Origin of the sequence: Streptomyces sp. NPDC005955 (assembly GCF_042871255.1) — a bacterium.
Classification (GTDB): Bacteria; Actinomycetota; Actinomycetes; order Streptomycetales; family Streptomycetaceae; genus Streptomyces.
Map to the genome: position 1 here is coordinate 110,370 of NZ_JBIAIF010000016.1, position 26,973 is coordinate 137,342.

The 26,973-nt window shown below is 72.3% G+C and carries 19 protein-coding genes; 10 read left to right on the plus strand and 9 right to left on the minus strand.

Annotation, left to right across the window (positions count from 1 at the left end):
- Positions 1 to 247 precede the first annotated feature (247 nt).
- From ACFYOU_RS29565 to ACFYOU_RS29575, 3 genes are read right to left on the minus strand one after another with little or no spacing between them, the layout of a single operon-like run.
- Entirely contained in the window at positions 248 to 1,057 is an 810-nt protein-coding gene (locus ACFYOU_RS29565; RefSeq protein ID WP_389764410.1) for an ABC transporter ATP-binding protein, read from the minus strand.
- Positions 1,054 to 2,160 carry an iron chelate uptake ABC transporter family permease subunit gene (locus ACFYOU_RS29570; RefSeq protein ID WP_391309844.1) on the minus strand — a complete coding sequence of 369 codons (1,107 nt, stop codon included), beginning with the start codon at positions 2,158 to 2,160 and terminating at the stop codon, positions 1,054 to 1,056. The genes ACFYOU_RS29565 and ACFYOU_RS29570 overlap by 4 nt, the downstream gene beginning before the upstream one ends.
- Before the next feature lie 9 nt (positions 2,161 to 2,169).
- Positions 2,170 to 3,111, minus strand: a complete 942-nt coding sequence (locus ACFYOU_RS29575; protein ID WP_391309846.1) for an ABC transporter substrate-binding protein — start codon at positions 3,109 to 3,111, stop codon at positions 2,170 to 2,172.
- Between the two features lie 250 nt (positions 3,112 to 3,361).
- Between ACFYOU_RS29575 and ACFYOU_RS29580 the strand changes: the two genes are divergently transcribed.
- Entirely contained in the window at positions 3,362 to 5,065 is a 1,704-nt protein-coding gene (locus ACFYOU_RS29580) for an ATP-binding cassette domain-containing protein (protein WP_391309855.1), read from the plus strand.
- Positions 5,062 to 6,807 carry an ABC transporter ATP-binding protein gene (locus ACFYOU_RS29585; protein ID WP_389764401.1) on the plus strand — a complete coding sequence of 582 codons (1,746 nt, stop codon included), beginning with the start codon at positions 5,062 to 5,064 and terminating at the stop codon, positions 6,805 to 6,807. Before ACFYOU_RS29580 ends, ACFYOU_RS29585 begins: the two co-directional genes overlap by 4 nt.
- A 51-nt stretch (positions 6,808 to 6,858) precedes the next feature.
- On the opposite strand, the gene ACFYOU_RS29590 is transcribed toward ACFYOU_RS29585, so the two are convergent.
- Together ACFYOU_RS29590 and ACFYOU_RS29595 are read right to left on the minus strand one after the other, a co-directional pair.
- Positions 6,859 to 7,485 (minus strand): TetR/AcrR family transcriptional regulator, encoded by a 627-nt coding sequence (locus tag ACFYOU_RS29590; RefSeq protein ID WP_385492578.1) that lies wholly within the window; start codon positions 7,483 to 7,485, stop codon positions 6,859 to 6,861.
- 309 nt (positions 7,486 to 7,794) lie between these two features.
- On the minus strand, positions 7,795 to 10,014 hold the full coding sequence (locus ACFYOU_RS29595) for an NADP-dependent isocitrate dehydrogenase (RefSeq protein WP_391309866.1): 2,220 nt from the start codon (positions 10,012 to 10,014) through the stop codon (positions 7,795 to 7,797).
- A gap of 389 nt (positions 10,015 to 10,403) precedes the next feature.
- On the opposite strand from ACFYOU_RS29595, the gene ACFYOU_RS29600 reads away from it, so the two are divergent.
- Positions 10,404 to 11,084: a pyridoxamine 5'-phosphate oxidase family protein gene (locus ACFYOU_RS29600; RefSeq protein WP_391309867.1), complete on the plus strand. Its 681-nt coding sequence runs from the start codon at positions 10,404 to 10,406 to the stop codon at positions 11,082 to 11,084.
- Between the two features lie 79 nt (positions 11,085 to 11,163).
- On the opposite strand, the gene ACFYOU_RS29605 is transcribed toward ACFYOU_RS29600, so the two are convergent.
- A complete protein-coding gene (locus ACFYOU_RS29605) occupies positions 11,164 to 13,194 on the minus strand; it encodes a M4 family metallopeptidase (RefSeq protein ID WP_391309870.1) in 2,031 nt (676 codons plus the stop codon).
- A gap of 554 nt (positions 13,195 to 13,748) precedes the next feature.
- Between ACFYOU_RS29605 and ACFYOU_RS29610 the strand changes: the two genes are divergently transcribed.
- From ACFYOU_RS29610 to ACFYOU_RS29625, 4 genes are all read left to right on the plus strand, one after another.
- Complete coding sequence (locus ACFYOU_RS29610) at positions 13,749 to 15,257, plus strand: protein kinase (RefSeq protein WP_391309872.1); 1,509 nt, start codon at positions 13,749 to 13,751, stop codon at positions 15,255 to 15,257.
- Between the two features lie 101 nt (positions 15,258 to 15,358).
- Positions 15,359 to 16,000, plus strand: a complete 642-nt coding sequence (locus ACFYOU_RS29615) for a TetR/AcrR family transcriptional regulator C-terminal domain-containing protein (protein ID WP_391309874.1) — start codon at positions 15,359 to 15,361, stop codon at positions 15,998 to 16,000.
- A gap of 149 nt (positions 16,001 to 16,149) precedes the next feature.
- On the plus strand, positions 16,150 to 18,129 hold the full coding sequence (locus ACFYOU_RS29620) for an ATP-binding cassette domain-containing protein (RefSeq protein ID WP_391309876.1): 1,980 nt from the start codon (positions 16,150 to 16,152) through the stop codon (positions 18,127 to 18,129).
- Positions 18,126 to 19,874, plus strand: a complete 1,749-nt coding sequence (locus ACFYOU_RS29625) for an ATP-binding cassette domain-containing protein (RefSeq protein ID WP_391309879.1) — start codon at positions 18,126 to 18,128, stop codon at positions 19,872 to 19,874. The genes ACFYOU_RS29620 and ACFYOU_RS29625 overlap by 4 nt, the downstream gene beginning before the upstream one ends.
- A 23-nt stretch (positions 19,875 to 19,897) precedes the next feature.
- On the opposite strand, the gene ACFYOU_RS29630 is transcribed toward ACFYOU_RS29625, so the two are convergent.
- Positions 19,898 to 21,097 (minus strand): hypothetical protein, encoded by a 1,200-nt coding sequence (locus ACFYOU_RS29630; RefSeq protein ID WP_391309881.1) that lies wholly within the window; start codon positions 21,095 to 21,097, stop codon positions 19,898 to 19,900.
- Positions 21,098 to 21,168: 71 nt separating this feature from the next.
- On the opposite strand from ACFYOU_RS29630, the gene ACFYOU_RS29635 reads away from it, so the two are divergent.
- Positions 21,169 to 22,116: a DUF5937 family protein gene (locus ACFYOU_RS29635; RefSeq protein WP_391309883.1), complete on the plus strand. Its 948-nt coding sequence runs from the start codon at positions 21,169 to 21,171 to the stop codon at positions 22,114 to 22,116.
- A 30-nt stretch (positions 22,117 to 22,146) separates the two neighbouring features.
- On the opposite strand, the gene ACFYOU_RS29640 is transcribed toward ACFYOU_RS29635, so the two are convergent.
- Positions 22,147 to 23,289, minus strand: coding sequence for a LuxR C-terminal-related transcriptional regulator (locus ACFYOU_RS29640; RefSeq protein WP_391309885.1), 1,143 nt, complete (start codon positions 23,287 to 23,289; stop codon positions 22,147 to 22,149).
- Between the two features lie 175 nt (positions 23,290 to 23,464).
- Here ACFYOU_RS29640 and ACFYOU_RS29645 point away from each other — a divergent pair, with 175 nt between their 5' ends.
- Together ACFYOU_RS29645 and ACFYOU_RS29650 are read left to right on the plus strand one after the other, a co-directional pair.
- The gene (locus ACFYOU_RS29645) at positions 23,465 to 24,835 is read left to right on the plus strand and encodes an FAD-binding protein (RefSeq protein WP_391309887.1); all 1,371 of its coding nucleotides are present in this window, start codon (positions 23,465 to 23,467) and stop codon (positions 24,833 to 24,835) included.
- Positions 24,836 to 24,907: 72 nt separating this feature from the next.
- Complete coding sequence (locus ACFYOU_RS29650) at positions 24,908 to 26,296, plus strand: MFS transporter (RefSeq protein ID WP_391309889.1); 1,389 nt, start codon at positions 24,908 to 24,910, stop codon at positions 26,294 to 26,296.
- On the opposite strand, the gene ACFYOU_RS29655 is transcribed toward ACFYOU_RS29650, so the two are convergent.
- The gene (locus ACFYOU_RS29655) at positions 26,263 to 26,886 is read right to left on the minus strand and encodes an NAD(P)H-binding protein (RefSeq protein WP_391309892.1); all 624 of its coding nucleotides are present in this window, start codon (positions 26,884 to 26,886) and stop codon (positions 26,263 to 26,265) included. The two genes, ACFYOU_RS29650 and ACFYOU_RS29655, sit on opposite strands and share 34 nt — an antisense overlap.
- Positions 26,887 to 26,973: the final 87 nt, after the last annotated feature.

Here is a 26,973-nt window from a genome sequence, read left to right on the forward strand (position 1 = left end):
ACATTGCACCTTCCTATCAGTCGGGGGGCCGTCCCGCAATCCCCGGCGAGCGCGCGACCACCGTCACGGCTGCCCGCCGCCCGGCCGGAACGTCCGGGTGTGACCCCTCTGTTGACGCTCCTTCACCTCGTGGCGCACCCGTGTCCCACGTCGCGTGCCGCTCCCCCACGGATCGCGGAACAGCCCCAGGTGCCCGGCGCCGCCCTGCTCGGGTGCCGCGGTCAACGGTCACGGGTCGGCGGAGCACTCATCGGTTCTTCACTCCCTCCGCGCGTGCGGGTAGCGGGGCGACGCGCTGCGGTGAGAACGCGAGGAGCAGGCCGCCGGTGACCGGATGGGTCAGATGGGTGCAGGTGACCCCGAAGACCTTCAGGACGAGCTCCGGGTTGAGCACTTCGGCGGGCGGGCCGTCCGCGACGATGCGTCCTTGGTGCAACACGTAGAGCCGGTCGCAGTAGGTGGCCGCGAGGTTGAGGTCGTGCAGGACGCACAGGGTGGCTCGGTTCAGGTCGCGCACGAGTTCGAGGAGTTCGAGTGCGGCGTACACGTCGAGGTGGTTGGTCGGCTCGTCGAGGAGCAGCAGCGGGCTCTCCTGCGCGAGGGACCGGGCCACCAGCGCCCGTTGTCGTTCGCCGCCGGACAGGGTCGACAGCCGCCGGGTGCGGTGGTCGGCCAACCGGACGCGCTCCAGTGCGCTGATGATCCGTGCGTGGTCGCGGCCGGTGGTGCTTTCGAACGCCCGGAGCCAGGGTCCGCGGCCCATGGCCACGAGTTCCTCGACGGTGAAGTCGAAGTCCGGGGTGCTCTCCTGGGCGACCAGGGCGGCGCGGCGTGCGACCTCCCGCTGGCTGAGCCCCCGCACGTCGTCGCCGGCGAGTTCGACGGTGCCGGCGACGGGGTCGAGCGCCCGGTAGATCGTGCGCAGCAACGAGGTCTTGCCGCTGCCGTTGGGCCCGACGAGGCCCACGCGTTCGCCGTCGTCGACGGTGAGGTCGCAGTCGGCGACGATCGGGGTGGAGCCGAGCCGGACGCTGACGCCGGCCAACGAGAGTCTCATGACGCCTCCGAGCGCCGCAGTAGCCAGAGGAAGACCGGTGCGCCGAGCAGGGCGGTGACGATGCCGATGGGGAGTTCCTCCGGGCGGACGACGATGCGGCAGAGCAGGTCGACGGCGACGAGGTAGATCGCTCCGAGGAGCATGGCGATCGGGAGCAGGCGTCGATGGTCGGGGCCGACGACCAGGCGCACCAGGTGCGGAACGATGAGCCCGACGAAGCCGATGCCACCGGACACGGCGACGAGCACACCGGTCAGGAGCGAGGCCACGATCAGGAGCTGGATGCGGGCGCGGTGCACCGGGACGCCGAGGGAGAGCGCGGCGTCGTCACCGGCGGCGAGCGCGTTGAGCGTCCGGGTCTGGAGGATCAGATAGATCCCGGCGATCAGTACGGCCGCCGCCGGCAGTGACAGGTTCGACCACGATGACGCCGTCAGCGACCCCAGCAACCAGAAGAGCACCGAGTGCGCCGCGTCCGCGTTGGCGCTGCGGAAGATCACGAAGCTGGTGGCGCCGCTGAACAGGTAGGACAGCGTCACCCCGGCGAGGATCAGACGGCTCGGGACGACCCGTCCGGCCCGGCGCGACAGCCCGAGGACCGCGATGGTGGCCACGAGGGCTCCGACGAAGGCCGCGGCCGAGGTCGACAGGCCGGCCACCGCCACCGAACCGAGCGTGATCACTACGGCGGCCATCAACCCGGCGCCCGCGGAGACGCCGAGCACGTACGGGTCGGCGAGCGGGTTGCGGACGGTCGCCTGGAGCGTGACGCCGACGGCGGCCAGGCCCGCGCCGACGACCGCGGCCAGGAGGACGCGCGGGAGCCGCAGGTTCCACACGATCTGATCGTCCATGACGGTGGCGGACGCCTTGGCGCCGAGCAGGTGATCGGCGATGACCGTGGTGACGGTCTTGAGCGGCACGCCGACGGAGCCGATCGACACGGCCACGCAGACCATGACGACGAGGACGAGGAGCAGGGCCGGCACGACGACGGGGAGGGAGGTGCGCCAGCCGCTGCGGCCGGGCGTCCCCCGAGCGGCGCTCTTCGCGTGCCCCTCGACTTCGGTGGCCGTCGTCGGAGCCGGTGTGTGCTGTGACATCGCGGACCCCTACTGCGAGCGGAACGCGCTGGGGTGCAGGAAGCGTGCGACGTCGACGACACCGTCCACCGGCCTGGTGCTGCCGCGTGCGCCGGTCTTGGCCGAGTCGATCGCGAGGATGCGGCCCTTCTTCACGGCGTCGGTGTGGGGGAACGTCCGCTTCAGGAACGTGATCGACTCCTGCTGGCCCTTTGTCGACGCGGTGAAGTCGTCGACGATGATGGCCCCGGGGTTGCGCGCGATGATCTGTTCGGCGCTGATCGGTGCGAACTGTCCCGGCAGGTCGGCGAAGACGTTGGTGCCGCCCGCCCGCTTGAGCACGTCGTTCGAGAGGCCGCCCGAGGTGACGTAGAGCTGGCCGGCGACGCGGGAGATCTCGGCGACCTTGCGCTCGGGCTGCTCGGCGATGCGCTTGCGCACGTCGTCGAGCTTGCGGTGCAAGCGGTCGGTCAGCGCATCCGCGCGCTTCTCCACCGCGAAGACGGCGCCGAGCTGTTCGAGGTCCGCGTCCAACGCATCGAGTCCGGAGGTGTCCGCGGCCAGGTCCTTGGCGCAGCCGCCGCCGACCACGTAGGTGGCTATGCCCAGTTCCTTCAGCTCGGCGATGGTCGGGCTGCCCTGGTTGCCGGAGACCTTCTCGATCTGATCGGTGATCAGGAGGTCGGGCTTGGCGGCGACCAGTGCCTCGGTGCTCGGATTGCGCGTTCCGAGGCTGGGGAGGGCGGCCAGACGCTCCTTCAGCTCGGGGGCGGGTGCGGACTCGCCGCGCGTCTTGGCCACGATCCGGTCTCCGACCCCGAGCGCGAACAGGGTGTCGGCGAGGGCGTCCGTGGTGATCACCACGCGCTTCGGGGCACGGTCGAGTTCGAAGGTCTTGCCGCAGGACGTGAAGGTGATCGCGCCCGCGCCGCCTCCCTCGCCGGAGCCGTCGTCGGTGTCGGCGCACCCCACGGCCGCGAGCGTGACGAGGGCGCTGAGCAGGGCGGCCCGAAGCCGGTTCGGAACGACGCGCGGTCTACGGCTTCGTGACCGATGGTCACGGTGCGGATGGAGCATGAAGTGGCGTTCCCTTCAACGGAAAAGGCGTGGAGAGGCGGTGCGCACATTATTGAATGAGACTCAGTCGCCATGTTAGGGTACCCTAATGAAATCATCAACATCATCGACGCCCGGGCTGGCCGGCCCGGGCGCTTTGTTTCGCATGTTGGCTCCGATCCGGACCCATCTCGTGGTCTGCGCGGTCCTGTCGGCCCTGAGCGCGGCGGCGGGCATCGTGCCCTACATCGCCGTCGCCGAAATCGCACGACTGATGCTTGACGATCCCTCAGGCTCGGACTCGGCCATCTGGACCTGGGTCGGGATCGGCGCCGCGGGCGCCAGCCTGTGGTTGTTCCTCTTCGTACAGTCCGCTCGCGTGGGGCACTTCGCGGACGCGGCGATCCTGCACGACGTGCGCGTGCGGATCGTGCGCCACCTCGGCACGCTGCCGCTCGGCTGGTTCCGCGCCGCGGGCTCGGGCAAGGTCAAGCGGGCGATGACGGGCGACCTGGAGGAGATGCACGAGGTCATCGCCCACGCGCTGGGTCAACTGACCGGAGCGGTCACGGTGGTGACCGTCGGCGCCGGCTACCTGTTCTTCGTCGACGTCAAGATGGCGCTGGTCGTCCTCGGCGTCCTCGGCGTGATGGGCGTCTTCTACCGCATCTCGATGCGCTCCATGACGACCCATATGAACCGGCTGATCGCCGCCGACGCACGGATCAGCGCCGCCAGCGTCGAGTACGCCGACGGCATCCAGGTGGTCAAGACGTTCGGCACCGGGGGCCGCGTCCTGCGCCGCTTCGACGACGCCGTGGACGAGCACACCGATGCGTTCGCCGCCTGGGTCGCCGAGGTGCGCTACAGCTCCGCGGCGTCCCGGCTGTTCGGCTCGGAGATGGCCGTGCTCGCCGCCGTGACGGCCGTCGGGCTGGTCCTGGTCGACCGGGGGTCGCTCGGCGTCGCCGACCTGGTGGCGTTCCTGGTCGTCGCGGTCGGACTGCCGAACTCGATCCTGCCGGCCGTGAGTGCCGCCCAGGGCGTGCGCAAGGGCCGGATGGGCGCGGCCAACATCGAGCAGTTGTTGTCCCGCACCTCGCTGCCCGAGCCGGAGCACCCGCAGACGCCGACGGGTCACGGGGTGGAGTTCGATCACGTCTCGTTCTCCTACGACGGGGTGACGAACGCGATCGAGGACGTCAGCGCGGCCTGTCCGCCGGGCCAGGTGACCGCGATCGTAGGGCCGTCGGGCGCGGGGAAGACCACGCTCACGAGCCTGCTGCCGCGCTTCTACGACGTCACGGAAGGGGCGGTCCTGATCGGCGGCGTCGACGTGCGCTCGATCCGGTCGGCGGATCTGTTGGCCTCGATGTCCTTGGTGTTCCAGGACGTCGCGCTGCTCCGCGACAGCGTGGTGGAGAACATCCGCATCGGCCGGCCCGGCGCCACCGACGAGGAGGTCCGCCGGGCGGCGGTCGCCGCGCAGATCCACGAGGTGATCGAGGCGCTGCCCGACGGGTACGACACGCTGCTCGACGCGAACGGCGGCGGCCTGTCCGGCGGTGAGCGCCAGCGGTTGACGATCGCCCGGGCGATCCTGTCCGGAGCACCGATCGTCGTCCTGGACGAGGCGACGGCCGCACTGGACGCCGACAGCGAGTCGGCGGTGCAGGAGGCGCTGGCCACCTTGGCGATCGGCAAGACCGTGATCGTCATCGCCCACCGGCTGCACACGATCGCCGGCGCGAACCAGATCCTCGTGTTCGAAGGCGGACGGCTCGTCGAGCGGGGCGTCCACGACGAGTTGCTCGCCCGCCAGGGTCTCTACGCCCGGATGTGGGCCGCACAAGAAGGAGTGCTCGCATGATCCGCCGGCTGTACCGACTGTGGCCGGAGCCGAAGTTGTTGGCCCGGCTCTGGCTGCTCACGGCAGGGCAGGCCGTCCTCCAGGGACTGCTCCTCGCCCTGCTCGTCCCCATTCTGGACGCCGTCGTCCGGCCCGAACCCGATGTCGGCGCGGCCACCGGGTGGCTGGTGGCCGGCGCGGTCGGCGTGATCGCCTACGCGGTGCTGAGCATCATCGCCACCCCGGTGGGCTTCAAGGCGTCGGGCGCGCTCGCCGCGCAACTGCGCCGCCGGTTGATGCACCACGTGAGCACGTTGACCCTGGGGTGGTTCACCGCCGAGCACAAGGCCCGGCTCGCGCGCGGGGTGACCGCGGACGTGGGCAGCGCCGCGCACCTGGCCGTGACCGTCGCCGGGCCCGCGATCACCTCGACGCTGCTGCCCGCGACGGTCGTCATCGTGACGTTCGTGGTCGACTGGCGGATGGCGCTGCTGTTGTGCGCGATCGCGCTGGTCGCCTTCTGGGCGCTCCAGCGTGCGGCACGGATCGCGGAGATCACCGAGAGCGAGCTGGAGCAGGCGGCCACCGGGGTCGCCAGCCGTGCGATCGAGCTGGGCCAGGCGCAGCCGGTCCTGCGGGCCGCCGGTCACGCCGACGGGACCCCCCGCATGCGGGCCGCGCTGGAGGACCACCGCGAGACCTACCGGGACGGCATGCGTCGCGCACGGCGGCCGTTCTTCGTCTACACCGGCGTGATCATGGGTGGGTTCATCGCGGTGCTGGCGCTGGCCGCCGAGCTCATGCTGAGCGGGCGCATCGAGGTCGCCGAGGCGATCGCGTTGCTCGTGCTGGCCTCGCGCTTCCTGGAGCCGCTCGGCAATCTGATCGACCTCATCGGGGCCCTGCGCGCGATGCGGAACCAGATCGGGCGCATCGAGGAGCTGTTGGCCACGCCCACCCTCCCGATGCCGGCGGAGCCGGTGAACCGGGTCGAGGAGGCCGACGTCGAGTTCTCGAACGTCACCTTCACGTACCCGGGCGGCGACGCCCCCGCGATGAAGGACGTGTCCCTGCGCTGCCGGCCGGGCACCACCACGGCACTGGTCGGACCGTCGGGTTCCGGCAAGACGACGGTGACCCGGCTCATCGCCCGGTTCTTCGACGTCGACTCGGGGCAGGTGCGCGTCGGCGGCGTCGACGTGCGCGAACTCGACCAGGCGGCCCTGCTCGACGAGATCGCCATCGTCTTCCAGGACGTCTACCTGTTCGACGACACCATCGAGGACAATCTGCGCCTGGCGCACCCGGAGGCGACCTGGGACGAACTCAAGGAGGCGGCCAGCGCGGCCCGGCTCGACGAGGTGATCGAGCGTCTGCCCGACGGTTGGGACACGCGCGTGGGTGAGGGCGGCGCCCAGTTGTCGGGTGGCGAACGCCAGCGCGTCGCGATCGCCCGGGCGATCCTCAAGCGGGCGCGCATCGTGCTCGTCGACGAGGCCAGTTCCGCGCTCGACCCCGAGAACGAAGCCGCGATCACCCAGGCCATCGCCAACCTCGGTGACAGCCCCGACCGTACGGTGATCGTCATCGCCCACCGTCCCGCCACCCTGGCCGCCGCGGACCACGTGGTCTCGCTGGACGACGGTCGCGTGGTGGAGTCCGGCACGCCCGCGGAGTTGCTGCGCACGGGCGGGGCGTTCGCGCGCCTGAGTCAGCAGTACGAGCGGGCGCGACACTGGCGCATCGCCAACGCCGCCCTCTGATCCGAGCCGCTGCCGACGACCCCGTACGAGGTCGTCGGCAGCTCACAGCGGTCAGTTCTCGACGCGTAGGTAACGGTGTGCGAGGTCGGTGATGTCGGCGATGAGCTCGTCGGCCAACCGGTCGATGTCCTCGGCCTCGTGGTGCAGCAGCGCATGGGTGGCCCCGTACCAGGCGCTGTAGATCAGGCTCGCGGCCATGGCGGGGTTCGGAGCGTCCGACGGCGGGTTCGGGCGCTCTGCAATCAGTTGTCGAAACGCTTCGACGTGCGGGTTCTCAGGGCTGACCTGGATATCCGTCTTGGCGTTGATGGGGGTGTGTCCGTAGAGCACGTCGTGCAATTCGGCATGCTCCACGTAAACACGGACCGCATCGCTGAGCCAGGCGTCCAAGCGTCCGATCCAGTCGTCGGCGGGCAGGTGTTGCACCACTGCGTGCTGCCGTTCGACCAGCCGATCGATAAAGCGGGCCTGTAGCGCGAGCATGAGGTCTCGCTTCGAACCGAAGTGTAGATAGAACGTGCCGATGGCGACGTCCGCGCGCTCCGTGATCTCGTCGATTCGAGCAGCGTCAATTCCGCGCTCGGCGAACACTCTCTCGGCTGCGTCGAGGAGGTCGGCACGCCGTTCCTCGGCGGGTTTGGTTCGCGGGCGACCCCGCGTTGATCGACGCTGACTCATCCGTGCAGTTTACGCGTTCACCGGCGACGTTGTCGGCAAAGGGCGAGTCTCCTTCGCCACGCCATTTCGGGATGCACCAATGACAGTTGGGCACGTCATTGCGCATATTGGTCAATTCGACTGAAGCTCATTCACCATTTGCCGTGGGATAACAGTGGATCAATGGCCCGGGCGTCGGCCGTCGATGTGACGCGGGACCGCGGTGCAGCAATCGGCCCCGCCGGGCTCGCACCCGGCGGGGCCGATGACGGCCTGCCCCCGACCGCACCGGGGCGGTCGGGGGCAGGCAGGCACGCACGGGGCGGTCGATCAGCCGAGGGTGGCGATCGCCTCGTTGAGGGTCGCCGACGGACGCATGACGGCCGCCGCCTTGACGGGGTCGGGCTGGTAGTAGCCGCCGATGTCGACCGGCTTGCCCTGGACCGCGATCAGCTCGTCGACGATCGTCTGCTCCTTGGCGGTCAGCGTCTCGGCGAGCGGGCCGAACGCCTTGGCGAGCTCCGCGTCGTCGGTCTGCTTGGCCAACTCCTGCGCCCAGTACTGCGACAGGTAGAAGTGGCTGCCGCGGTTGTCGATGCCGCCGACGCGCCGGGTCGGCGACTTGTCCTCGTTGAGGAAGGTCGCCGTGGCACGGTCGAGGGTGTCGGCGAGGACCTGGGCACGCGCGTTGCCCGTGGTCTGCGCGAGGTGCTCGAAGCTGGCCGCGAGGGCGAAGAACTCGCCCAGGCTGTCCCAGCGCAGGTAGTCCTCCTTGACGAGCTGCTGGACGTGCTTCGGCGCGGAACCGCCGGCGCCCGTCTCGAAGAGGCCGCCGCCCGCCATCAGCGGGACGACCGACAGCATCTTGGCGCTGGTGCCCAGCTCCAGGATCGGGAAGAGGTCCGTCAGGTAGTCGCGCAGCACGTTGCCGGTGACGGAGATCGTGTTCTCGCCGCGACGGATGCGCTCCACGGAGAGCTTGGTCGCCTCGACCGGGGACAGGACCTTGATGTCCAGTCCGTCGGTGTCGTGCTCCAGCAGGTAGGTCTTGACCTTCTCGATGAGCACGGCGTCGTGGGCGCGGGTCTCGTCCAGCCAGAACACCGCCGGGTCCCCGGTGGCGCGGGCGCGGGTGACGGCGAGCTTGACCCAGTCCCGGACGGGGGCGTCCTTGGTCTGGCAGGCGCGGAAGACGTCACCGACGGCGACGGACTGCTCCAGGACGACGTCGCCCTGCTCGTCGACGAGGCGGACGGTGCCCGCGGCCGGGATCTCGAAGGTCTTGTCGTGGCTGCCGTACTCCTCGGCCTTCTGCGCCATCAGACCGACGTTGGGCACCGAGCCCATGGTGGACGGGTCGAAGGCACCGTTGGCACGGCAGTCGTCGACGACGACCTGGTAGACACCGGAGTAGCTGCTGTCGGGCAGCACCGCGAGGGTGTCGTGCTCCTGACCGTCCGGGCCCCACATGTGGCCGGAGGTGCGGATCATGGCCGGCATGGAGGCGTCGACGATGACGTCCGAGGGGACGTGCAGGTTGGTGATGCCCTTGTCGGAGTCGACCATCGCCAGCTCCGGGCCCTCGGCGAGCTCGGCGTCGAAGGACGCCTTGATCTCGGCGCCCTCCGGCAGGGCGTCCAGGCCCTTGAGGATGCCGCCGAGGCCGTCGTTCGGGGTCAGGCCGGCCGCGGCGAGCGTGTCGCCGTACTGCGCGAACGTCTTCGGGAAGAAGGCGCGCACGACGTGGCCGAAGACGATCGGGTCGGAGACCTTCATCATCGTCGCCTTGAGGTGCACCGAGAACAGCACGCCCTCGGCCTTGGCACGGGCCACCTGCGCCGTCAGGAACTCGCGCAGTGCGGCGACGCGCAGCACGGAGGCGTCGACGACCTCGCCCGCCAGGACGGGCACCGACTCGCGCAGCACGGTGGTGGAGCCGTCCTCGCCCACCAGCTCGATGCGGAGGGCACCGGCCGTGGTGATCACCGCGGACTTCTCGGTGGAACGGAAGTCGTTCTCGCCCATGGTCGCGACGTTCGTCTTGGACTCGGAGGTCCAGGCGCCCATGCGGTGCGGGTGGGTCTTGGCGTAGTTCTTCACCGACGCGGGGGCGCGACGGTCGGAGTTGCCCTCGCGCAGCACCGGGTTGACGGCGCTGCCCTTGACCTTGTCGTACCGGGCGCGGATCTCCCGCTCCTCGTCGGTCTTCGGGTCGTCCGGGTAGTCCGGCAGCGCGTAGCCCTGCTGCTGGAGCTCGGCCACCGCGGCCTTCAGCTGCGGGATGGAGGCCGAGATGTTCGGCAGCTTGATGATGTTGGCGTGGGGCTGCTTCGCCAGTTCACCGAGCTCGGCGAGCGCGTCGTCGATGCGCTGGGCCTCTTCGAGGTGCTCGGGGAAGCTGGCGATGATCCGCCCGGCCAGGGAAATGTCACGGCTCTCGACACTGATCCCGGCCGTCGCAGCGTACGCCCGGACCACAGGCAGGAACGAGTGCGTCGCCAGGGCCGGAGCCTCGTCGGTGTGCGTATAGATGATGGTCGAGTCAGTCACCAGTACTCCGCTTCACGGCTACATCGTCTCGACATCAAGATATCTCGTGATCGGGTCTTTCTGACACCGCCCCCCGCACCTGTGTTCCCGCACGGTGGTGCGCCGGCCGCGCGAAGGGGGGCGCGGCCCGGGCTCGACGCCGTGATCAGCGTCGGGATCGACGCGATCGCCCGCCGCTGCCGGACCCCGAAGACCAGGGGGGCACGGAGTCACCCCTCCCCCACTCGCGACGAATTTCGTCGCCTACCCGTCTCAGTTCAACTAATTTCGCCATACTCATGGCCTTGCAATGACTAAATCGGTAGTGTCGCGAGAGTCTTCCGCTGAGGGGCGTGCCCCGTGGTGCGCCCGGCGGAAGCCTTCAGACCGGTACGGACGAAAGAGCCGATATGAAGCACGACCCGCTGTCGCCGGAGCTGCCCGGAACCGATCGCACCCGTCATCGCCGGCTGCGGGAGCAGGGCAGCGGTGACCGCGCCGTGCTGGACGCCGTCCTGGCCGCGGGGTTCATGTGCCACTTCGGGGTGGTGGTCGACGGCCATCCGATGGTGGTGCCGACCGTGTACGGGGCCGACGGGCTCCACCTGTACTTCCACGGCTCCGTGGCCAGCCGGAGCCTGGTCGCCGCGCCGGGCGCGACGGTCTGCGTGACGGTCACCCACGTGGACGGCCTGGTGCTCGCCCGATCGGTGTTCGAGCACGGGGTGAACTACCGCAGCGCGATGGTCTACGGCGTCCCCCGGCTGGTGACCGACCCCGCCGAGAAGCTCGCCGGCCTGCGGTGCCTCACCGAGCAGAGCGCACCCGGACAGTGGGACTACGCGCGCCCGCCCAGTCGGAAGGAACTGGCGGCGACCGTGCTGCTCGCCCTGTCCCTGGAGGAGGCTTCCGTCAAGATCCGTCAGGGTGGTCCCGACGACGGCGACGGCCCCGACGCCGCACTGCCGATCTGGGCCGGCACCCTGCCGCTGGTGACGACGGTCGGCAGGGAGCAGGCCGACGCGGCCCTCCCCGACGGCATCGCGGTGCCGCCCCACATCGCCGATCGGGTGGGCGCCCGGCTCGGCTAGAGCACCCCGGACGGGAGGCGGCGGGCACGCGGGGAGGACCCTCGTGCCCGCCGCCCCGGTCAGGCGCGGAGCGGGGTGTTCAGAAGGACAGCGTCCAACTGTTGATGTACGCGCCGGGATAGGAGTAGGCGCCGGCCCGGGCCCGCAGTTTCCAGGTGCCGTTGGCCGTCTCCGCCGAGGCGTCGACGCCGAGCGTGGCGATGTAGGGACTGCTCTCCATCCAGAAGCCGTTCGCCAGGGGGTAGGCGGTGCCGTCCGGTGCCACCAGTTCCAGCGCCGCCCTCGGGTCGCCGACGGTGTGCAGGTCGACGAGGAGGATGGTGGGCGCCTTGCCGGGAACACCGGTGACGGTGATCGGCGACTCGGCGGCGGCGGGCAGCGCGGGCAGGGGGACGTCGTCGTTGTTGGTGAAGACGGGGCCGGGCGGCCGGGGGGCGGGGTTGTCGGGTCGAGCACCGACGTTGACGGCGCCCCAGGCGTCCATCACGTTGCGCCGGACGGCCGAGTCCGCGCCGTAGAGGTCGGCGGCGGCGGCGAGGGTGGCGGCCCGGGCGCCGAGGTAGTCGGTGGTGGACGTCATGTAGAGGGTGAGGGCGCGGTACCAGATCCGCTCGGCGGCGGCCCGTCCGATCCCGGTGACCGGCAGACCGTCGTGGGTGGGGCTGTCGTAGGAGACGCCGTTGACGGTCTTGGCGCCGCTGCCCTCGGCGACCAGGTAGAACCAGTGGGTGGCCGGACCCGCCATGTATCCGATGTTGGTGCTGGAGTCGAAACGGGGGTGCCAGTAGTTCGTGCTCCGGTCCCGCTTGGCCGGTCGGTCCATGTGACGCAGCGGCGGGTTCGCGGAACCGACGTCGACCTTCTCGCCGGTCGTGTAGTCACCCGCGTCGTGGCTGTTGCCGGCGTGGAACTCCACGGCGGCGGCGAAGATGTCGCCGGTCGCCTCGGCGATGCCGCCGGACTCGCCGTAGTAGTTCAGCTTGGCCGTGTCGCTGATGAGGCCGTGGGCGAGTTCGTGGGCCGTCATGTCGATGGAGGTGTAGGGCGTCGTGCCGCCACCGCCGTAGGTCACGCAGAAACAGGAGTCCTGCCAGTAGGCCCCGTGGTAGTCCCCCAGGTAGTGGACCCGGGCGCTGGCGCCGTCGCCGTCGTTGCGGATGCCGTAGCGGCCGTGCACCTCGGCGAAGTAGTCCCAGGTGGCCTGGGCACCGTAGGCGGCGTCCACGGCGTCGGTCTGCCTGCTCGCCGAGGTGCCGTCGCCCCAGACCCCGTCGGAGTCCGTGAACAGCTTCCCTCTGCCCGCGTCCCCGGCCGACAGGCCCGTGAGGTCGTAGGTCCGGTGGCTGCCGCGGCTGGTGTCGGTCAGGTTGTAGAAGGAGCCGAACCGGGACGTGCCGAGGGTGACCTGGCCGCTGTGCCGGCTGTGGCCGACGCCGTCGTGCCGCTTCACCGCCTCGTAGCCGTACAACTCGGCACCCGTGGTGGCGTCGGTGATGACGTGGTACTCGCTCGGGGTGCTGTCGGACTGGGTGCCGTGCACCACGGATTCCCAGGCGAGGACCGGGCGCCCGGAGGCGGCCCAGATCACCGCGCGCGGCTTCCGGGGGAGCTCGGCGCGCTCGGTGCCCTCCGACTCGGCCTTGGCCAGGGCGAAGGCGCCGGCGGCGGTGGCGCTGCGGGCCGCGGTGGTGCGGGGAACGGCCACCCGGGCGCGGGTGGCCCGGGTCGCGCCCTCGATGGCTCCGGACGGTGTGGTGTGGACGACCAGGTCGCCGCCGAGGACGGGTAAGCCCTCGTAGGTGCGTTCGTAGCGGGTGTGCACCGTGCCGTCGGCGTCCTGGAGCACGTTGCGGGGCAGCAGGCGTTCCTTGCGGCCCAGGCCGAGGGCGGCGGCCGTCTCGACCCGGTCGGCCTCGGCCCGCGACAGCAGCGCGGCCTGCCGCTGGGGGTCGAGCTTCACCGGCAGGGCGCCGGCACGTGGCTGCGGGGCCGTCGGGGCGGACCCGACGGGCGCGGCACCGGCCGTGCCGGAGGGAACGGCCACGGCGATCAGTGCGACACCTGCGAGCAGGGCTCCGGCGGCCGAGGCCCTACGGGAGATCCGTCTCATATCAACTCCTTGCGCGCCGGCCGTGCGTCACGACCGGAACAGGACCCGTCGACGGGGTGTGCCGAACGGGCAGGGACGTCCAGTGCGGTGGTGTCGTTCCCTTCCGGAGGACATGGGGTGCATGCGCCGGTTGGGCGTGAGTGGCGCGGTGCTTCGGCTCAGGGACCGCCGGGCACGAACGGGGAGTGGCACCGCGGGAAGCCTGGCACTGGAGGGGGGCGTGCGCCAGGTGGGGGCACGGGGACTTGGCCGTATCCCGTGTGTGGTGCGGGGTGGACGTCCGGGGAGCGGCACCGGTCCGGACGTCGTCGCACGGTGCGCCGGGGTGCCGGGCGCGGGGGCTCCGGCGCCCGTCCGGGTAGTGGCCAGAAGGCACGGTCCGGTGCCCGGGCCGGGTGGACGGAACGTCAGGGTCCGTTCCGGAGCTGCTGATCCGCGCTGTCCCGGCCGTCGTCCGGACTTCGCGTGCGGGGGTCGCACGGGCGTCATAATGGGCGTCCACGCAGGGAGTGCGGTGGGGACGCGAGGTGCACTGGGGGGTGCGGGTGGAAAGCGTGTCGGACAGGTACGAGGTCACGGGGACGCTCGGGCGGGGTGGGATGGGCGTGGTGTACGCGGCCGTCGATCGCGAGTTGGGCCGCGAGGTCGCGGTGAAGGTGCTTCCGCCCGAGTTCCTGCGGGAGTCCCAGTTCCGGACCCGGTTCCACCGGGAGGCCCGGACGATCGCCCGGCTGAACCACCCGGGGATCGCGGTCCTGCACGACATCGGTGAGGACGAGGCGCACGACCCGCCGATACCGTTCCTGGTGATGGAGTTGGTCCGGGGGAGGACGCTGGCCGAGATCGCGGCCGCGGGGCGGTTGAGCACCGAGCAGGCCGTGCGGATCACCTTGGAGATCCTGGAGGCACTGGAACACAGCCATGCCCAGGGCGTGGTGCACCGGGACGTCAAGCCCTCCAACGTGATGGTCGTCGGACCGCTCGCCGGGGGCACGGGCAGCCGGAACCGGGTGAAGGTCCTCGACTTCGGCATCGCCCAACTGCTCGCGGACACCTCCACCCGGCTGACGGCCACGGGGGTCTCGGTGGGGACCCCGTCCTACCTCTCGCCGGAACAGGCCGACGGCAACGGCACGGACGCGCGTTCCGATCTGTACTCGGTGGGCTGTCTGCTCTACGAGTTGCTGACCGGGAACCCCCCGTTCCGCGGCGACTCGCCGTTCGTGGTGCTCCTCGCCCACATCCAGAAGCCGCCGGTGCCGCCCTCGCAACTGCGCCCGGGCCTCAGCCCGGAGGTCAATGCGGTGGTGCTCACCGCACTCGCGAAGAGGCCGGAGGACCGGTTCGCCGACGCGACGGCCATGCACGCGGCGCTCGCCCACGCCCTGGACCCCTCCCGGCCCGCGTTCCCGTCCCAGCCCCCGGCAGCCCCGCTCCCCCGTCCGGCGACGGCGGTCGACCACCACTCCGTCACCGCGCCCGCGCACCCCGCCCCCGCACGCCCCGCTCCGGTGCACCCCGCGCCCTGGATGCACGGCGCCCCCACCGGTCCCGTACCGGTGCCGACCACCTACGTGGATCTCCCCTCCGCCCGTGCGGAGCCCGAGCCGCCGCACGTCCGACCGGCCGGGTTCGGGCAGCGACTCGGAGCCCGGTTGATCGACCTGGTGCTCCTCTCACAGGTCGCCCTGCCGGTGATCATGATCCTGGACAGCTCCCTGGGACCCTCGACGGACCCCTCGGTGGCCGACGGCGCGCGACTGACCTTCGCCTTCGCCTTCGTGTACGAGCTCCTCGGCGTCGCCCTGTTCGGGAGGACGATCGGCAAACGCCTGGTGGGGCTGCGGGTGGTCCACCGGACCACCCATCGCCGCCCCGGATGGAGGGCCCTGGGGCGGGCCTCCGTGTTCTGGGGGCTCTTGGCGGGCCTCTGGGTACTCCAGGCGGGCGGGCAGTGGCTGATCCTCGTCCTGTTGGTCGACCTGATGTTCCTGCTGCGCAAGCGCACCAGGCACCGGCTCCTCCACGAGCGGGCCAGTGCGACGGTCGTCGTACGCGCCTGACGGGCCGGCCGACGGCCCGACCGGGGCCGGGGCGGGAACACGGACCGGGCACCCGGGACCGGCACCGGTCGAGCCGCGCACCGTCGGGAGACAATGACCGCATGTCGACACACCCCGCCCGCGGCCGGCGCACGGCCCGTCTCTCCGCCGATGCGGTGGTGGCCACCGCACTCGGGTTGGCGCGGTCCGAAGGGCTCGCGGCCGTGAGCATGCGGCGGCTGGCGGACGAGTCGGGGGTCTCGCCGATGGCCCTGTACCGCCATGTCGCCGACCGCGCGGACCTGTTGCTCCGGATGCTGGACGCCGTCGCGGACGGACTCGCCCCACCTCCCACCGGGGGGACGCCGCGACAGCGACTGACCGTCGTGATGCACGACATGTACGACACCTTCCGACGGGACCCGTGGGTGGTGCAGGTGCTGGCCACGGAGGGGCTGGCGAGCACCCGTGTGCTGCCGGTCCTGGAAGCCGTGTTCACCGCTTTCGCCGATGCCGGTGTCGAGCCCGTACGGGCTCGGGACGCCTACGCGATGCTGTTCAGCTTCGTGTTCGGCGAGACCCTGGTGGCGCACCACGACCACGCGGACTCACAGGCCCGGAGCATGATGCGGGAGATCGACCCGGCCCGGTACCCGCACCTGTCCGCAGTGATCGCGTCCAGTGCTCCGCCCGGGGTCCGGGACCGGGAACGGTTCGCCGGGAACCTGGAACTCCTCCTCGACGGGGTGCTCGGCGTCGACTGAGCCCCGAGGCCCCCGCGCACGGCCCTGAGGGCGCGACTCCCGCCCGGCCCGTGCCCCGGGGCGACCCCGCACGCCCTGCTTGACAGTCAAGAAGCACTTAGTGCAGCCTAACCCGACGTATACGGCGTATACACAAGGGAAGGCGGGACATGCCCGGAACCAAGGACGACCGACGGCGGGGCGGGCCAGCAGCTCCGGGACCGGACGCACGGCCGCCCGGAGCACATCCCGCGACCGGTCCCGGGTCCACCCCTGCCGTCGACGTCTCCGCCGACGCACCGGCACCGGTCGCGTACTCGCTCCCGGAGGCCCCCGCCGGCACCGGCCTGGCCGCGCTCCTGGCCCCCGTACGGGGTCGACTCGCCCTCGCGGTGCTGCTCCAGGCCGTCGCCGCCCTGGCTTCCGTGGTCCCGTTCGTCGCGGTGGCGGAACTCGGCCGGGTGCTCCTGGACCCGGGACCCGGCGGGGAGGTGGACCGGGACCGCGCCTGGTGGGTCGCCGGAACCGGAGCCGCGGCCATGCTGACCGGGCTCGCGCTCACCCTCGCCGCCGGTGCCCTCACCCACCTCGCCGACAACGACCTCAGCCTCGCGCTGCGCCGGCGGCTGGCCGCGCACCTGGGACGCGTGCCCCTCGGCTGGTTCACCGACCGCAACTCCGGGCTCGTCCGCAAGGCGGTCCACGACGACGTCTCGGCCATGCACCACCTCGTCGGCCACACCCTCACCGACCTCACCCGTGCCGCCGTCGTCCCCCTGGCCTCGGTCGCGTACCTCCTCGTCATGGACTGGCGGCTCACCCTCGTCACCCTGGTCCCGGTCGTCATCGGCCTGGCCCTGTACGGCCGGATGGCGGGCAGCGCCTCCGCCCGGGCCGGCCACGCCCGCTACGACGAGGCGCTGGCCCGGGTCGGCTCCGCCTCCGTGGAGTTCGCGCACGGCATCACCGTGGTGAAGACCTTCGGCCGGGCCCGCCGCGCCCACCGTCGGTTCACCGACGCCACCGACGCCCTGTCCGCCCACTTCCTCGACTGGGTGCGGGGGATGATGCGCACGGGTGCCACCGTCGAGCTGATCCTCTCGCCGGTGTTCCTGTTGTTGTGGATCCTCGGCGTCGGCGTCCTGTTCGTCGCACGGGACTGGGTCGAAGCCGTGGACCTGCTGCCCTTCGCCCTCCTCGGACTCGGGCTGACCGCCCCGGTCCTGGGGCTCGGCTACTCGGCCGAGGACGTCCGCAAGGCCCGCCAGGCGGCCGACCGGGTCGGCGCGATCCTCGCCACCCCCGCCCTGCCCGGACCCGCACCGGGACGTCGGGCCACGGCGGACGGCACCACCGTCGAGTTCGACCGGGTGTCCTTCGGCTACGACGACCGCTCCCTCGCCCTCGACGAGGTGTCCCTCACCCTGCGGCCCGGCAGCGTCACCGCCCTCGTCGGCCCCTCCGGCTCCGGGAAGACCACGCTCGCCCGGCTGTTGCCGCGCTTCTACGACGTCACCGGCGGAGCCCTCCGCATCGGGGGCGCCGACCTGCGCGAACTGCCCGCCGAACACCTCTACCGGCTCGTCTCCTTCGTCTTCCAGGACGTGCAACTGCTGCGCGCCAGCGTGCGGGAGAACCTCACCCTGGCCCGCCCCGACGCCACCGAGGAGGAGGTCGTCTCCGCCGCGCGGGCCGCGCAGATCCACGACCGGATCCTCGAACTGCCCGACGGCTACGACACCGTCGTCGGCGAGGGCGCGCTGTTCTCCGGCGGTGAGGCCCAGCGACTCTCCATCGCCCGGGCCCTGTTGGCCGACACCCCGGTGCTGGTGCTCGACGAGGCCACCGCCTTCGCCGACCCGGAGTCCGAGGCCGCCATCCAGGAGGCCCTGTCCCGACTCGTCGTCGGACGCACCCTGCTCGTCATCGCGCACCGGCTCGCCACCGTCTCCGGCGCCGACCAGATCGCCGTACTCGAACGCGGCCGGATCGTCGAACGGGGCACCCACGCCGAACTCCTGGCCCTCGGCGACCGGTACGCCCGTTCCTGGGCGATCGACGAACGGTCCGGCCAGGAGGGCCCCGCCGTCACGGGGGCCCGGGCCCCCGCTCCCCGCCCCGCTGACGACCCCACGGAGGCCACCTCGTGATCCGCCGACTGCTGACCGTGCTCGACCCGCCCGGCGCGGCCCTGCTGCGCCGCATGCTCGTGGGCCTCGTGCTGTGCGCGGTCCTCCAGGGCATCGCCTTCGCCCTGCTGGTCCCGCTGTTGCGGGAACTCCTCGGCGACGGCGGCCCGTCGGGAGCCGCCCGCTGGTTCGGAGCCCTGGCGCTGGTCTTCGCCGCGTACGCGGTCTGCTACTGGGACAGCACCCTGTGCGGCTACCGCGCCGGCGCGGGACTGTCCCGGACCCTCTACCGCCGTCTCGGCGACCACGTGGCGGCCCTCCCGCTGGGCTGGTTCACCCCGGAGCGGACGGACCGGCTCACCCAACTCACCGCCAAGGGCGTCATCGACGTGATGGGGGTGCCCGCCCACCTCCTGCGCCCGGTCATCAGCGCGTTCGTCACCCCGCTGGTCGTGGTGGCCCTGATGTTCCTCTTCGACTGGCGACTCGCGCTCGCCGCACTGGTCGGTCTGCCACTGGCCGCGCTCGCCCACCGGGTCACCGGCCGGGTGGTGGCCCGCAGCGAGCACGCCCACCACGCGGCCTCCGCCGAGGCCGGCGGCCGGGTGATCGAGTTCACCCGCAGCCAGCCGGTGCTCCGGGCCTTCGGCCGCACGGTGCACGGGCACCGGGCCCTGGACGACGCCCTGGTCGCCCAACGCGACACCGGACGGCGACTGCTGCTGCGCGCGGTGCCCGGGTTCGCCGCCTTCGTGATGTCCGTCCAACTGGCCTTCACCGTCGTCCTGTTGACCGGTACGGTGCTGGCCATCGGCGGATCGGTCGGTGCCCCGGAGTTGATCGCCCTGCTGGTCCTGGCCGCCCGGTTCGTGGAACCGCTGGTGGTCGCCGCCGACCTGGCCGCCGCGGTGCGCATCGCGGACAACGCACTCGCCCGGGTCCAGGCCGTCCTGGAGACCGCTCCGCTCCCCGAACCCGAGGTGCCGGCCACTCCCGCGGACCCGGATGACACCTCCGTCGAACTGGCCGGGGTCACCTTCGGCTACGACCCCGGGGACCCGGTGCTCCGGGACTTCTCCCTGCACGTCCCCGCGCGGTCCATGACGGCCCTGGTCGGCCCCTCGGGCTCGGGCAAGACCACGGTCACCCGGCTCGTCGCCCGGTTCTTCGACACCGACGCGGGACGGGTCCTGGTGGGCGGCACGGACGTGCGGGAACTGGGCACCGAGGCCCTGATGTCCCGGATCTCGCTGGTCTTCCAGGACGTCTACCTGTTCGACGCGACGATCTCCGAGAACATCCGGCTGGCCCGCCCCGAAGCCACCGAGGAGGAGTTCCGCCGGGCGACCCGGCTCGCCGGAGTGGACGAGATCGCCGCACGGCTGCCGGACGGTTGGGACAGCCGCGTCGGCGAGGGCGGCACGGCCCTGTCCGGCGGCGAACGGCAACGGGTGTCGATCGCCCGCGCCCTGCTCAAGGACGCTCCGATCGTGCTGCTCGACGAGGCGACCGCCGCCCTCGACCCGGAGAACGAACACATCGTGCAGAACGCGCTCACCGCGCTCGCCCGCGACCGTACGCTGCTGGTGATCGCCCACCGCCTCCAGACGATCACCGCGGCCGATCGGATAGCCGTCCTGGACGGAGGACGCGTCGCCGAATCCGGAACCCACGACGAACTCCTGGCCGCGGGCGGCCGGTACGCGGCCTTCTGGTCGGAGCGCTCCCGTGCCGGCGGGTGGCGGCTCGCGGAATCCCGCTCCTGACGAGGGGACGGGAACGCCCGTCCTCATCGGGGCCGACGTGCGGACGCCGGCCCCGATGAGGTCACCCACAGACAGGCCGCGGAGACGACCGCGCTGCCCGCACCCAGGGCGATCGCCGTGTCCAGGTCGAGGGCCCCCAGACCGAGCGACCCGGACGCGAACCCCACCGTCTGGACGACATGGGCGACGGAGAACCCCTCGGACCTGCGCGCCGGCGGCAGTACGCGCTGGAGGTTGACGGAACTGACGGCGAGCAGCGGACCGGTGCACGACCCCACCAGCACCAGGCCCCCGAGCAGCGCGAACCAGCCGTCGCCGAAGGCGACCACGGCGCCCCCGACCGCCAGGCCCGACAGGCAGAGCACGCCCAGCGCGGTCGTGGCCCGGCCGCGCCAGGCGAACAGCGCGCTCCCGAGGATGCTGGCCACCGCCAGGACCGCGATCAGCGACGCGGCCGTGTGGTGGTGCGCACCGCCCTCGGGCCCGGTCAGCCGGGCCGCCAGCGGCAACGCGCCCACCTCCAACGCGGCCAGGAGTTGTCCGATGGTGAACAGACAGGCCAGCCAGCCCAGGGTGCACAACCAGCGGATCGGCTCCGCGGCGGCCGCCGGCTCCCCCGCGGCGCCGGACGTGCAGGGCGTTCCGACCGGCAGGATCAGGGAGCTGATCACGAACGCGGCGGCCATGCCGACCACGGGAGCCCACGGGCTCCAACCGGCCGAGGCCACGGCCAGCGCCGGCCCCGCGATGATCACCACCTCCAGGAGGGTGGCGTCCACGCTGACGGCGCGCAGGAGGAGCGACTCGGGCACGGTGCGGGCCAGCAGGGTGCGGAACCCGGCGGACAGGCCGCCGGCGGCGGCGCCGCACACCCCGGCCGCCGCCAACAGCCCCCAGACGGGCACGGCGACCCGGGCGGCGGCACCGACGGCGAGTGCCGCCCCGGCCGAGCACCACAGCAGTAGGCGCAGCCCACGGTTCGGGACGGTGCGGTCGAGCAGCCGTCCCACCGGGACCGACACGACCAGTTGGCCGACCACGAACGCCACCATCATCAGCGCGCCCGCCCGGTAGGAACCCGTGGTGGTCGTGGTCAACGCCGTGAAGGCGAGCGGGGCCATGGTGCCGGGCAGACGGCTGAACTGGGTCGCCGCGGACCACCGCCAGTACGGTCGGTGGCGCAACAGGGAAGGGCGGGCACGGTCGGTACCGGTCGTCGTCACCCGGCGAACCTGGCACCGGACCCGCCGCACCCGCCATTGGTTCGGAACTGGCCGAACCTTAAGGAGCCGGGATGATCGAGTTCATGCTCACGCCGTCGGGTGCGCACCGGGTGCGCTTCGCGGTCTCGCCGTTGGACGAGCTGCTGGCCGCGCTCCAGGCCGCGATCGGACTGCGCGACCATCCGCCCGGGGTGCCCCGGCTCGCCGTGGACGCGTGGGGTGCGTTGCCGATCGCCGAGCTGCTGTCGGTGCTCGGCGATCCGCGCTACGTCTGCGAGTTCCTCAGCCCGCCGACGACCGGGTACGACACCACCGCGGCGGCGCAACTCGCCGCAGTGCGCCGCACGCCCGCCGCGCAGGTGCGGACCGAGCTGGACGCCCTGAACGTCGACGTGGGCGAGTGGGGCTCCGATCCGGGACGCGCTCGCGATCTGCTCGCGGACCAGTTGGAGACCGTCTGGACGGAGCTGATGGCGCCGCGCTGGCCGGCGCTGCGCGACGTCCTGCACGCCGACATCCGCTACCGCTCGGGCCGGTGGGCTTCGGGCGGGCTCGATGCCGCGGTCACCGGGTTGCACCCGGACGTGCGCATGGTGGAGCGCGCCGACGCCGACGCCGTGGTGGTCCGCAACCCGGCACGGGCCCGCGTCCCGTTGGACCGGCGCGGGCTGCTGCTGGTGCCCAGCGTGTTCACCTGGCGACGGACCAGTGTGATCGCCGTCGCGCCGTGGCGGCCGTCGGTGATCTACCCCGCACGCGGTATCGCCGGACCGGGTGCGGTGCGTTCGGACGGCACGGAGCTGGCCCGCGTCGTCGGGCGCACCAAGGCCCGACTGCTGCTCGCCCTGGCGGAGCCGACGGGTACCGCCGCCCTGGCGCGGTCGCTGCACCTCGCCCCCAGCACCGTCTCCGAGCACCTGGTCGCCCTGCGGGACTGCGGACTCCTGACCACCGCCCGGCGCGGTCACGTCGTGCTGTACGCGCGCACCGCCCTGGGGGACGAACTGGCGCGCCGTTGAGGGCGTGACGCGGGGCGGAGGCGTTCCGGGTCAGGAGTCCCCGTCCGGGACGGTGGTCCGCAGCGTTCCGGATTCGGTGAGGGGCGCGTAGTACTCGGTGAACAACCGGCTGACGAGTTCGCCCCTGCTGGAGACGGCGGCCTTCTCGAAGACCGCCTTGACGTGGTCGCGGACCGTGTGGGGCGACAGGTGCAGTCGGCGGGCGATCTCTGCGGTCGGGAGCCCGCGCGCGATGCACTGGGTGACTTCTGCTTCCCGGTCGGTGAACTCGTAGGCGTCCACGATGAGCGGCACGACGTCGGAGGCGCGGGCGGGTTCGACCACCACGGCGGAGGGCCCCGGTCCGCCGTCGGCCGCGCGCAGGCAGGAGGCGTGGCAGACCAGCCAACGGCCGGTTCGGGTGCGGACGCGTATCCGGGCCCGGCCCCGGTCCCGTTGCTCGGCGACGGCGCGCGCCTTCATCGCGGTGGTCTGGATCCAGGCGGGGACGCGCAGGCCCAGGGCGGACGGCACGGCGGGGCCCTCCGGAACGTCCTCCAGGTACGCGCGGGCCTCGTCGTTGGCCGACAGCAGCACGCCGGAGGCGTCGAACAGCAGCAGCCCCGGTCCGTGGGACACCGCGGGTGCCAAGGGCGCGGTGGGTTCGGAGAACGTGCGCAGTTTCCGGGCGAGCGGGGTGCTCAGTGCGGCGATCAGCGTGGTGTCCCGGGAGTCGAAGGCCGCACGGCCCTCCGCCCGGAAGAGGCTGATGTGTCCGTACGGACGTCCACCGACCCGTAGGACGGCGCGCAGTTCGTCCCGCAGGCCGCGGGGACGCAGGAAGTCCTGGTAGAGGGTGGACCGGGCGGGGAGGTCACCGGTGGTCCGGCACAGTCCCGCGACCGGCACCGGGGCCAGCGCGAGATCGCGGAAGAGGTTCACGTTCTCGGTGAACAGTTCGCTCTCCCAGTACGCGGCGCAGCCGCCCTCGTCGAGGCTCTCCACCCGAACGGGAGCTGTCATCATGCCGGTGACCGGGTCGGTGGCCCGCCACACGGCGGCGTCGTACGGCAGGAGCCGGCGCAACCGTCGGGACACCGCGGCGAACATGCCCAGGGCGTCGACGGCTTCGGCGGCCCGCGCGAGCAGTTCTCGGCGGCCGGTCGGGGAAGGCGCAGGGACCGTTGTCGTCACCGGGCAAGCCTGGCACAGGGCGCGTCCCGGACCCATCCCTCATCTGAGGGGGGTGGGCTCCGCCCCGTCCCCTGCCGGGGGGATGGGACCGGAATCCGTGCGGGGACAGGCTGGTGCCGGTGCCGGCCGCCTCGGTGGGCGCCTCGGGGCTGTACGGCAGGAAGGGCTCGCCACCATGACGGACACTCGGTTCCCCCCGCTCGCGAACGAAGCGTTGGACCGGCTCGTACTGCGGGTCGCGGGTGGGGTGTTGCTGCCGGACGATACGGCCTACGCACGCGAACTCCACGGCTTCAACGAGATCGCCCGGCACCGCCCGTCGTTGATCGTCCTCGCGACGACCCCGGACGACGTCCGGGCCGCGGTGGAGTTCGCCGCCCGGCAGGGCCTTGCGGTCGGGGTGCAGGCCACCGGGCACGGCATCGCCGCTCCGGCGGTGGGGGGCGTACTGGTCAGCACCCGGCGGATGAGCGGCGTGAGCGTCGACCCGGTGGCCCGTACGGCCCGGGTGGCGGCGGGGGCACGGTGGCAGCAGGTCATCGCCGCGGCGGGGGTCCACGGACTGGCGCCGTTGAACGGTTCGTCGCCGTCCGTGGGGGTGGTCGGCTACACCCTGGGCGGTGGTCTCGGCCCGTTGGGGCGTCGGTACGGGTACGCCGCCGATCACGTCACGCGCATCGAACTCGTCACCGCCGACGGGGCGTTGCGGACGGCGTCCGCCACCCGGCACCCCGATCTGTTCTGGGCCCTGCGCGGCGGGAAGGGCAACTTCGGGATCGTCACCGCCCTGGAGTTCGCGTTGATGCCGGTGCGACGGATCTACGGCGGTGGGCTCCACTTCCCCGGTGAGCTGGCCCCGGAGGTGCTCCACGTCTGGCGGGAGTGGGTGCGGTGCGTACCGGAGGAGATGACTTCCTCCCTGGCGCTGCTGAGGCTGCCTGCGGCGCCTGCGGTACCGGAGTTCCTCCGGGGCAGGGCCGTGGTGCACCTGCGGATCTGCCACGCGGGCGACCCACGGGTGGGCGAGCGGCTGGTCCGGCCGCTGCGTGCGATCGGGGCCGCCCTGTCCGACTCGGTGCGCGAGCGGCCCTACACCGAGGTCGCGGAGATCCACCAGGATCCGACCGAGCCGCTGCCCTACCACGAACGCAATCTGGTGTTGCGCGATCTGGACCGGGCCGCGGTGGAGGAGCTCGTCGCACTGGCCGGTCCGGGAGCGGACTGCGCCGATCTCATGGTCGAGTTGCGGCAGTTGGGGGGAGCGCTGTCGCGCCCGGCCGCGGTGCCGAACGCGGTGGGCAACCGCGACGGGGCGTTCACCCTGTCCACCTTGTCCCCGCCCGGCTCGCCCGACCGGGTGCTCGCCGGCATGACGGCCCGGGGCACCGGGGGACGGTACCTCAACTTCCTCGGCGGACCGGACACGGTGGACGCCGTGCAGGACTGCTTCGACGCGCCCACGCTGGCCCGGCTGCGTCGGGTGAAGGCGTCCTACGACCCGCGCAACCTGTTCCGCCTCGGCCACGCCCTGCCCCCGGCGAACTGATCCGGTACCGGTGCCGGGGTCCCCGACACCGGTACCGGGGTCCCGACCCACCCACGTCTTCGAAGGAACCTCATGATCAGCAACCGCGCGGGCCGGATCAGGCCCGCCGTCCTCCCGACCCCCGGTGCGGACGCCCCGCGTGCGGCGGGCCTCCGCTACGGCCTGCTCTTCGGACCCGCCGTCTTCGGCGTCACCGCGGCCGGTGTCGCCCTGCCCGAGGTCGCGTCGGACCTGGGCGCCTCCACCTCGGCCGCGACCTGGGTCCTGACCGCACACGCCCTCGCGCTCGGCATCGGCACCGCGCTCTTCGGCCGGCTCGCCGACTCCCGGGGGCTGCGTCCTTCCCTGCTGGCGGGGTCGTTCCTGCTGCTGGTCGGCACGGTGCTCTGCCTGGTCGCCCCCGGTCTCGCTGCCCTGGTCACCGGGCGGTTCGTGCTGGCGGCCGGGTCCGGTGCGATGGTGTCCGGGGCGCTGGCCCTGAGCGCCTCGTCAGCGCCGGCACAACGGGCCCGGGTGCTGGCGGGGTTCGGCGCGACCATGGCCGTCTTCTCCGCCAGCGCCACCCTGGCGGGTGGGGCCCTCACCCAGTGGCTGACCTGGCGCGTCGCCCTGGTGCTGCCGGCTCTGTCCCTGTTCGCCGTGCCCCTGTGCCTGCGGGCGGCCTCCGCCCGGCGCGGCAGTGGCCGGGCCCTGGACCTGCCCGGTGCGGCCCTGCTCACGGTGACCGCCGCCGCCTTCCTCCTGCTGGTCCAGACCCCTGCGTTGCGGACCCCCGCCACCGCGGTCGTCGCCCTCGCCGCCCTGCTGCTCCTCGCCGGCGCCGGCCTCGCCCGGCGCATCCGCGCCGTCCCGGCTTCCTTCGTTCCCCTCCGGTTGATCGCCGACGGGATCTTCCTCCGGGCCGCCGTCGTCGGCGTCGGCGTGTACGCCGGGCTCTTCGCCGCCGTGTACGCGGTGCCGCAGGTCCTGGTGCGCGCGCACGGATGGGACGTCCTCGCGATCGGTCTGTGGCTGCTGCCCGGCGCGGTCGTCGGCGCCGGGCTCTCCCGGGTCGTCGGCAAGCTCCCCCCGGGCGCCGGGGGCAGTCGGCTGCTCGCGGTGACCGCCCTGGTGACGGCCGTCGCGATGGCGGCTTCCGCCGCCCGGCCCGGTCCGGCGCTCCTGATCGTCGGGGCGTCGCTGGGGTTCGGCGCCTTCGCGGTCGTCCAGGTCGTCGCCACCGCACTGCTGTCCACCCGGGTCGAACCCGCCCTGCGCGGCGGCGCGATGGGGCTGCTCAACCTGACGTTCTTCGTCGGTGGCGCCGTGGGCAGCGCCGCGGCGGGAGCGCTCGCCCAGGTGTGGTCCCCGTCCACCGCGCTCGGTGTCCTGGCGGGCTTCCCGCTGGTCGCCGGTCTGGTCGCGATCACCCTCGCTCCGCAGGGCGGTCAGGCCTCCCGGACGCTGACGGTGGAGCGGTGATGACGGGGGGCCTCGATCTCGTCGAGCAGGGCGATCGCGAGGTCCGCGTAGGTGATGCGGCTGTCCGGGTCGCCGTGCTCCGCGATCCGGTACCGCCCCGTACCGGTGCCCTCGTGGTCGAAGTCGCCCGCCGGAGCGACGTACGCCCAGTCCAGGTCGCCGGCCCGCAGGGTGGCGACGCCCGCCGCGTGGCCGAGGTAGAAGGCGCGGTACTCGTTCGGATAGCCGGGTTCGTCCATCAGGGGAGCCCCGGACGCCCCGGGCAGGACCGCTGCGAGCCCGACCACGACCAGGCGGTGCACACCGGCCCGGGTCAGGCCGGTGGTCAGGGCACCGGCGGACGCGGTGAAGAACTCGTGCGGCGGGACGGACAGGTCGACGGCGGCGCTGACGGCCGCGTCGTGTCCGGCGGCCACCCGCTCGACGCTCGCCGTATCGGTGACGTCGCCCGCGACGACCCGGGCGCCGGAGGCGTCGCCGTGGCCCGCGGGGTCCCGGACCACCGCGGTGACCTGATGACCGCGTCGCTGCGCCTCGGCCACCGCTCGCCGGCCGGCCCGACCACCCGCGCCGAAGACCACGATCTTCATGAGGAACCACCTCTCACCAGGGTGGGAGCCCTTGCGCTCCCACCGCTGCGTGGACGCTATCCACGGGGGTGGTTTCCCTCCGGATAC

What these genes read in the sequence shown, in the direction of transcription:
- ACFYOU_RS29615 (WP_391309874.1), top strand. Translation starts at nt 15,359, where the DNA reads ATGTCGACACACCCCGCCCGCGGCCGGCGCACGGCCCGTCTCTCCGCC.
- ACFYOU_RS29570 (WP_391309844.1), bottom strand. Translation starts at nt 2,160, where the DNA reads ATGTCACAGCACACACCGGCTCCGACGACGGCCACCGAAGTCGAGGGG.
- ACFYOU_RS29635 (WP_391309883.1), top strand. Translation starts at nt 21,169, where the DNA reads ATGATCGAGTTCATGCTCACGCCGTCGGGTGCGCACCGGGTGCGCTTC.
- ACFYOU_RS29585 (WP_389764401.1), top strand. Translation starts at nt 5,062, where the DNA reads ATGATCCGCCGGCTGTACCGACTGTGGCCGGAGCCGAAGTTGTTGGCC.
- ACFYOU_RS29580 (WP_391309855.1), top strand. Translation starts at nt 3,362, where the DNA reads ATGTTGGCTCCGATCCGGACCCATCTCGTGGTCTGCGCGGTCCTGTCG.
- ACFYOU_RS29600 (WP_391309867.1), top strand. Translation starts at nt 10,404, where the DNA reads ATGAAGCACGACCCGCTGTCGCCGGAGCTGCCCGGAACCGATCGCACC.
- ACFYOU_RS29590 (WP_385492578.1), bottom strand. Translation starts at nt 7,485, where the DNA reads ATGAGTCAGCGTCGATCAACGCGGGGTCGCCCGCGAACCAAACCCGCC.
- ACFYOU_RS29620 (WP_391309876.1), top strand. Translation starts at nt 16,150, where the DNA reads ATGCCCGGAACCAAGGACGACCGACGGCGGGGCGGGCCAGCAGCTCCG.
- ACFYOU_RS29565 (WP_389764410.1), bottom strand. Translation starts at nt 1,057, where the DNA reads ATGAGACTCTCGTTGGCCGGCGTCAGCGTCCGGCTCGGCTCCACCCCG.
- ACFYOU_RS29650 (WP_391309889.1), top strand. Translation starts at nt 24,908, where the DNA reads ATGATCAGCAACCGCGCGGGCCGGATCAGGCCCGCCGTCCTCCCGACC.
- ACFYOU_RS29605 (WP_391309870.1), bottom strand. Translation starts at nt 13,194, where the DNA reads ATGAGACGGATCTCCCGTAGGGCCTCGGCCGCCGGAGCCCTGCTCGCA.
- ACFYOU_RS29645 (WP_391309887.1), top strand. Translation starts at nt 23,465, where the DNA reads ATGACGGACACTCGGTTCCCCCCGCTCGCGAACGAAGCGTTGGACCGG.
- ACFYOU_RS29655 (WP_391309892.1), bottom strand. Translation starts at nt 26,886, where the DNA reads ATGAAGATCGTGGTCTTCGGCGCGGGTGGTCGGGCCGGCCGGCGAGCG.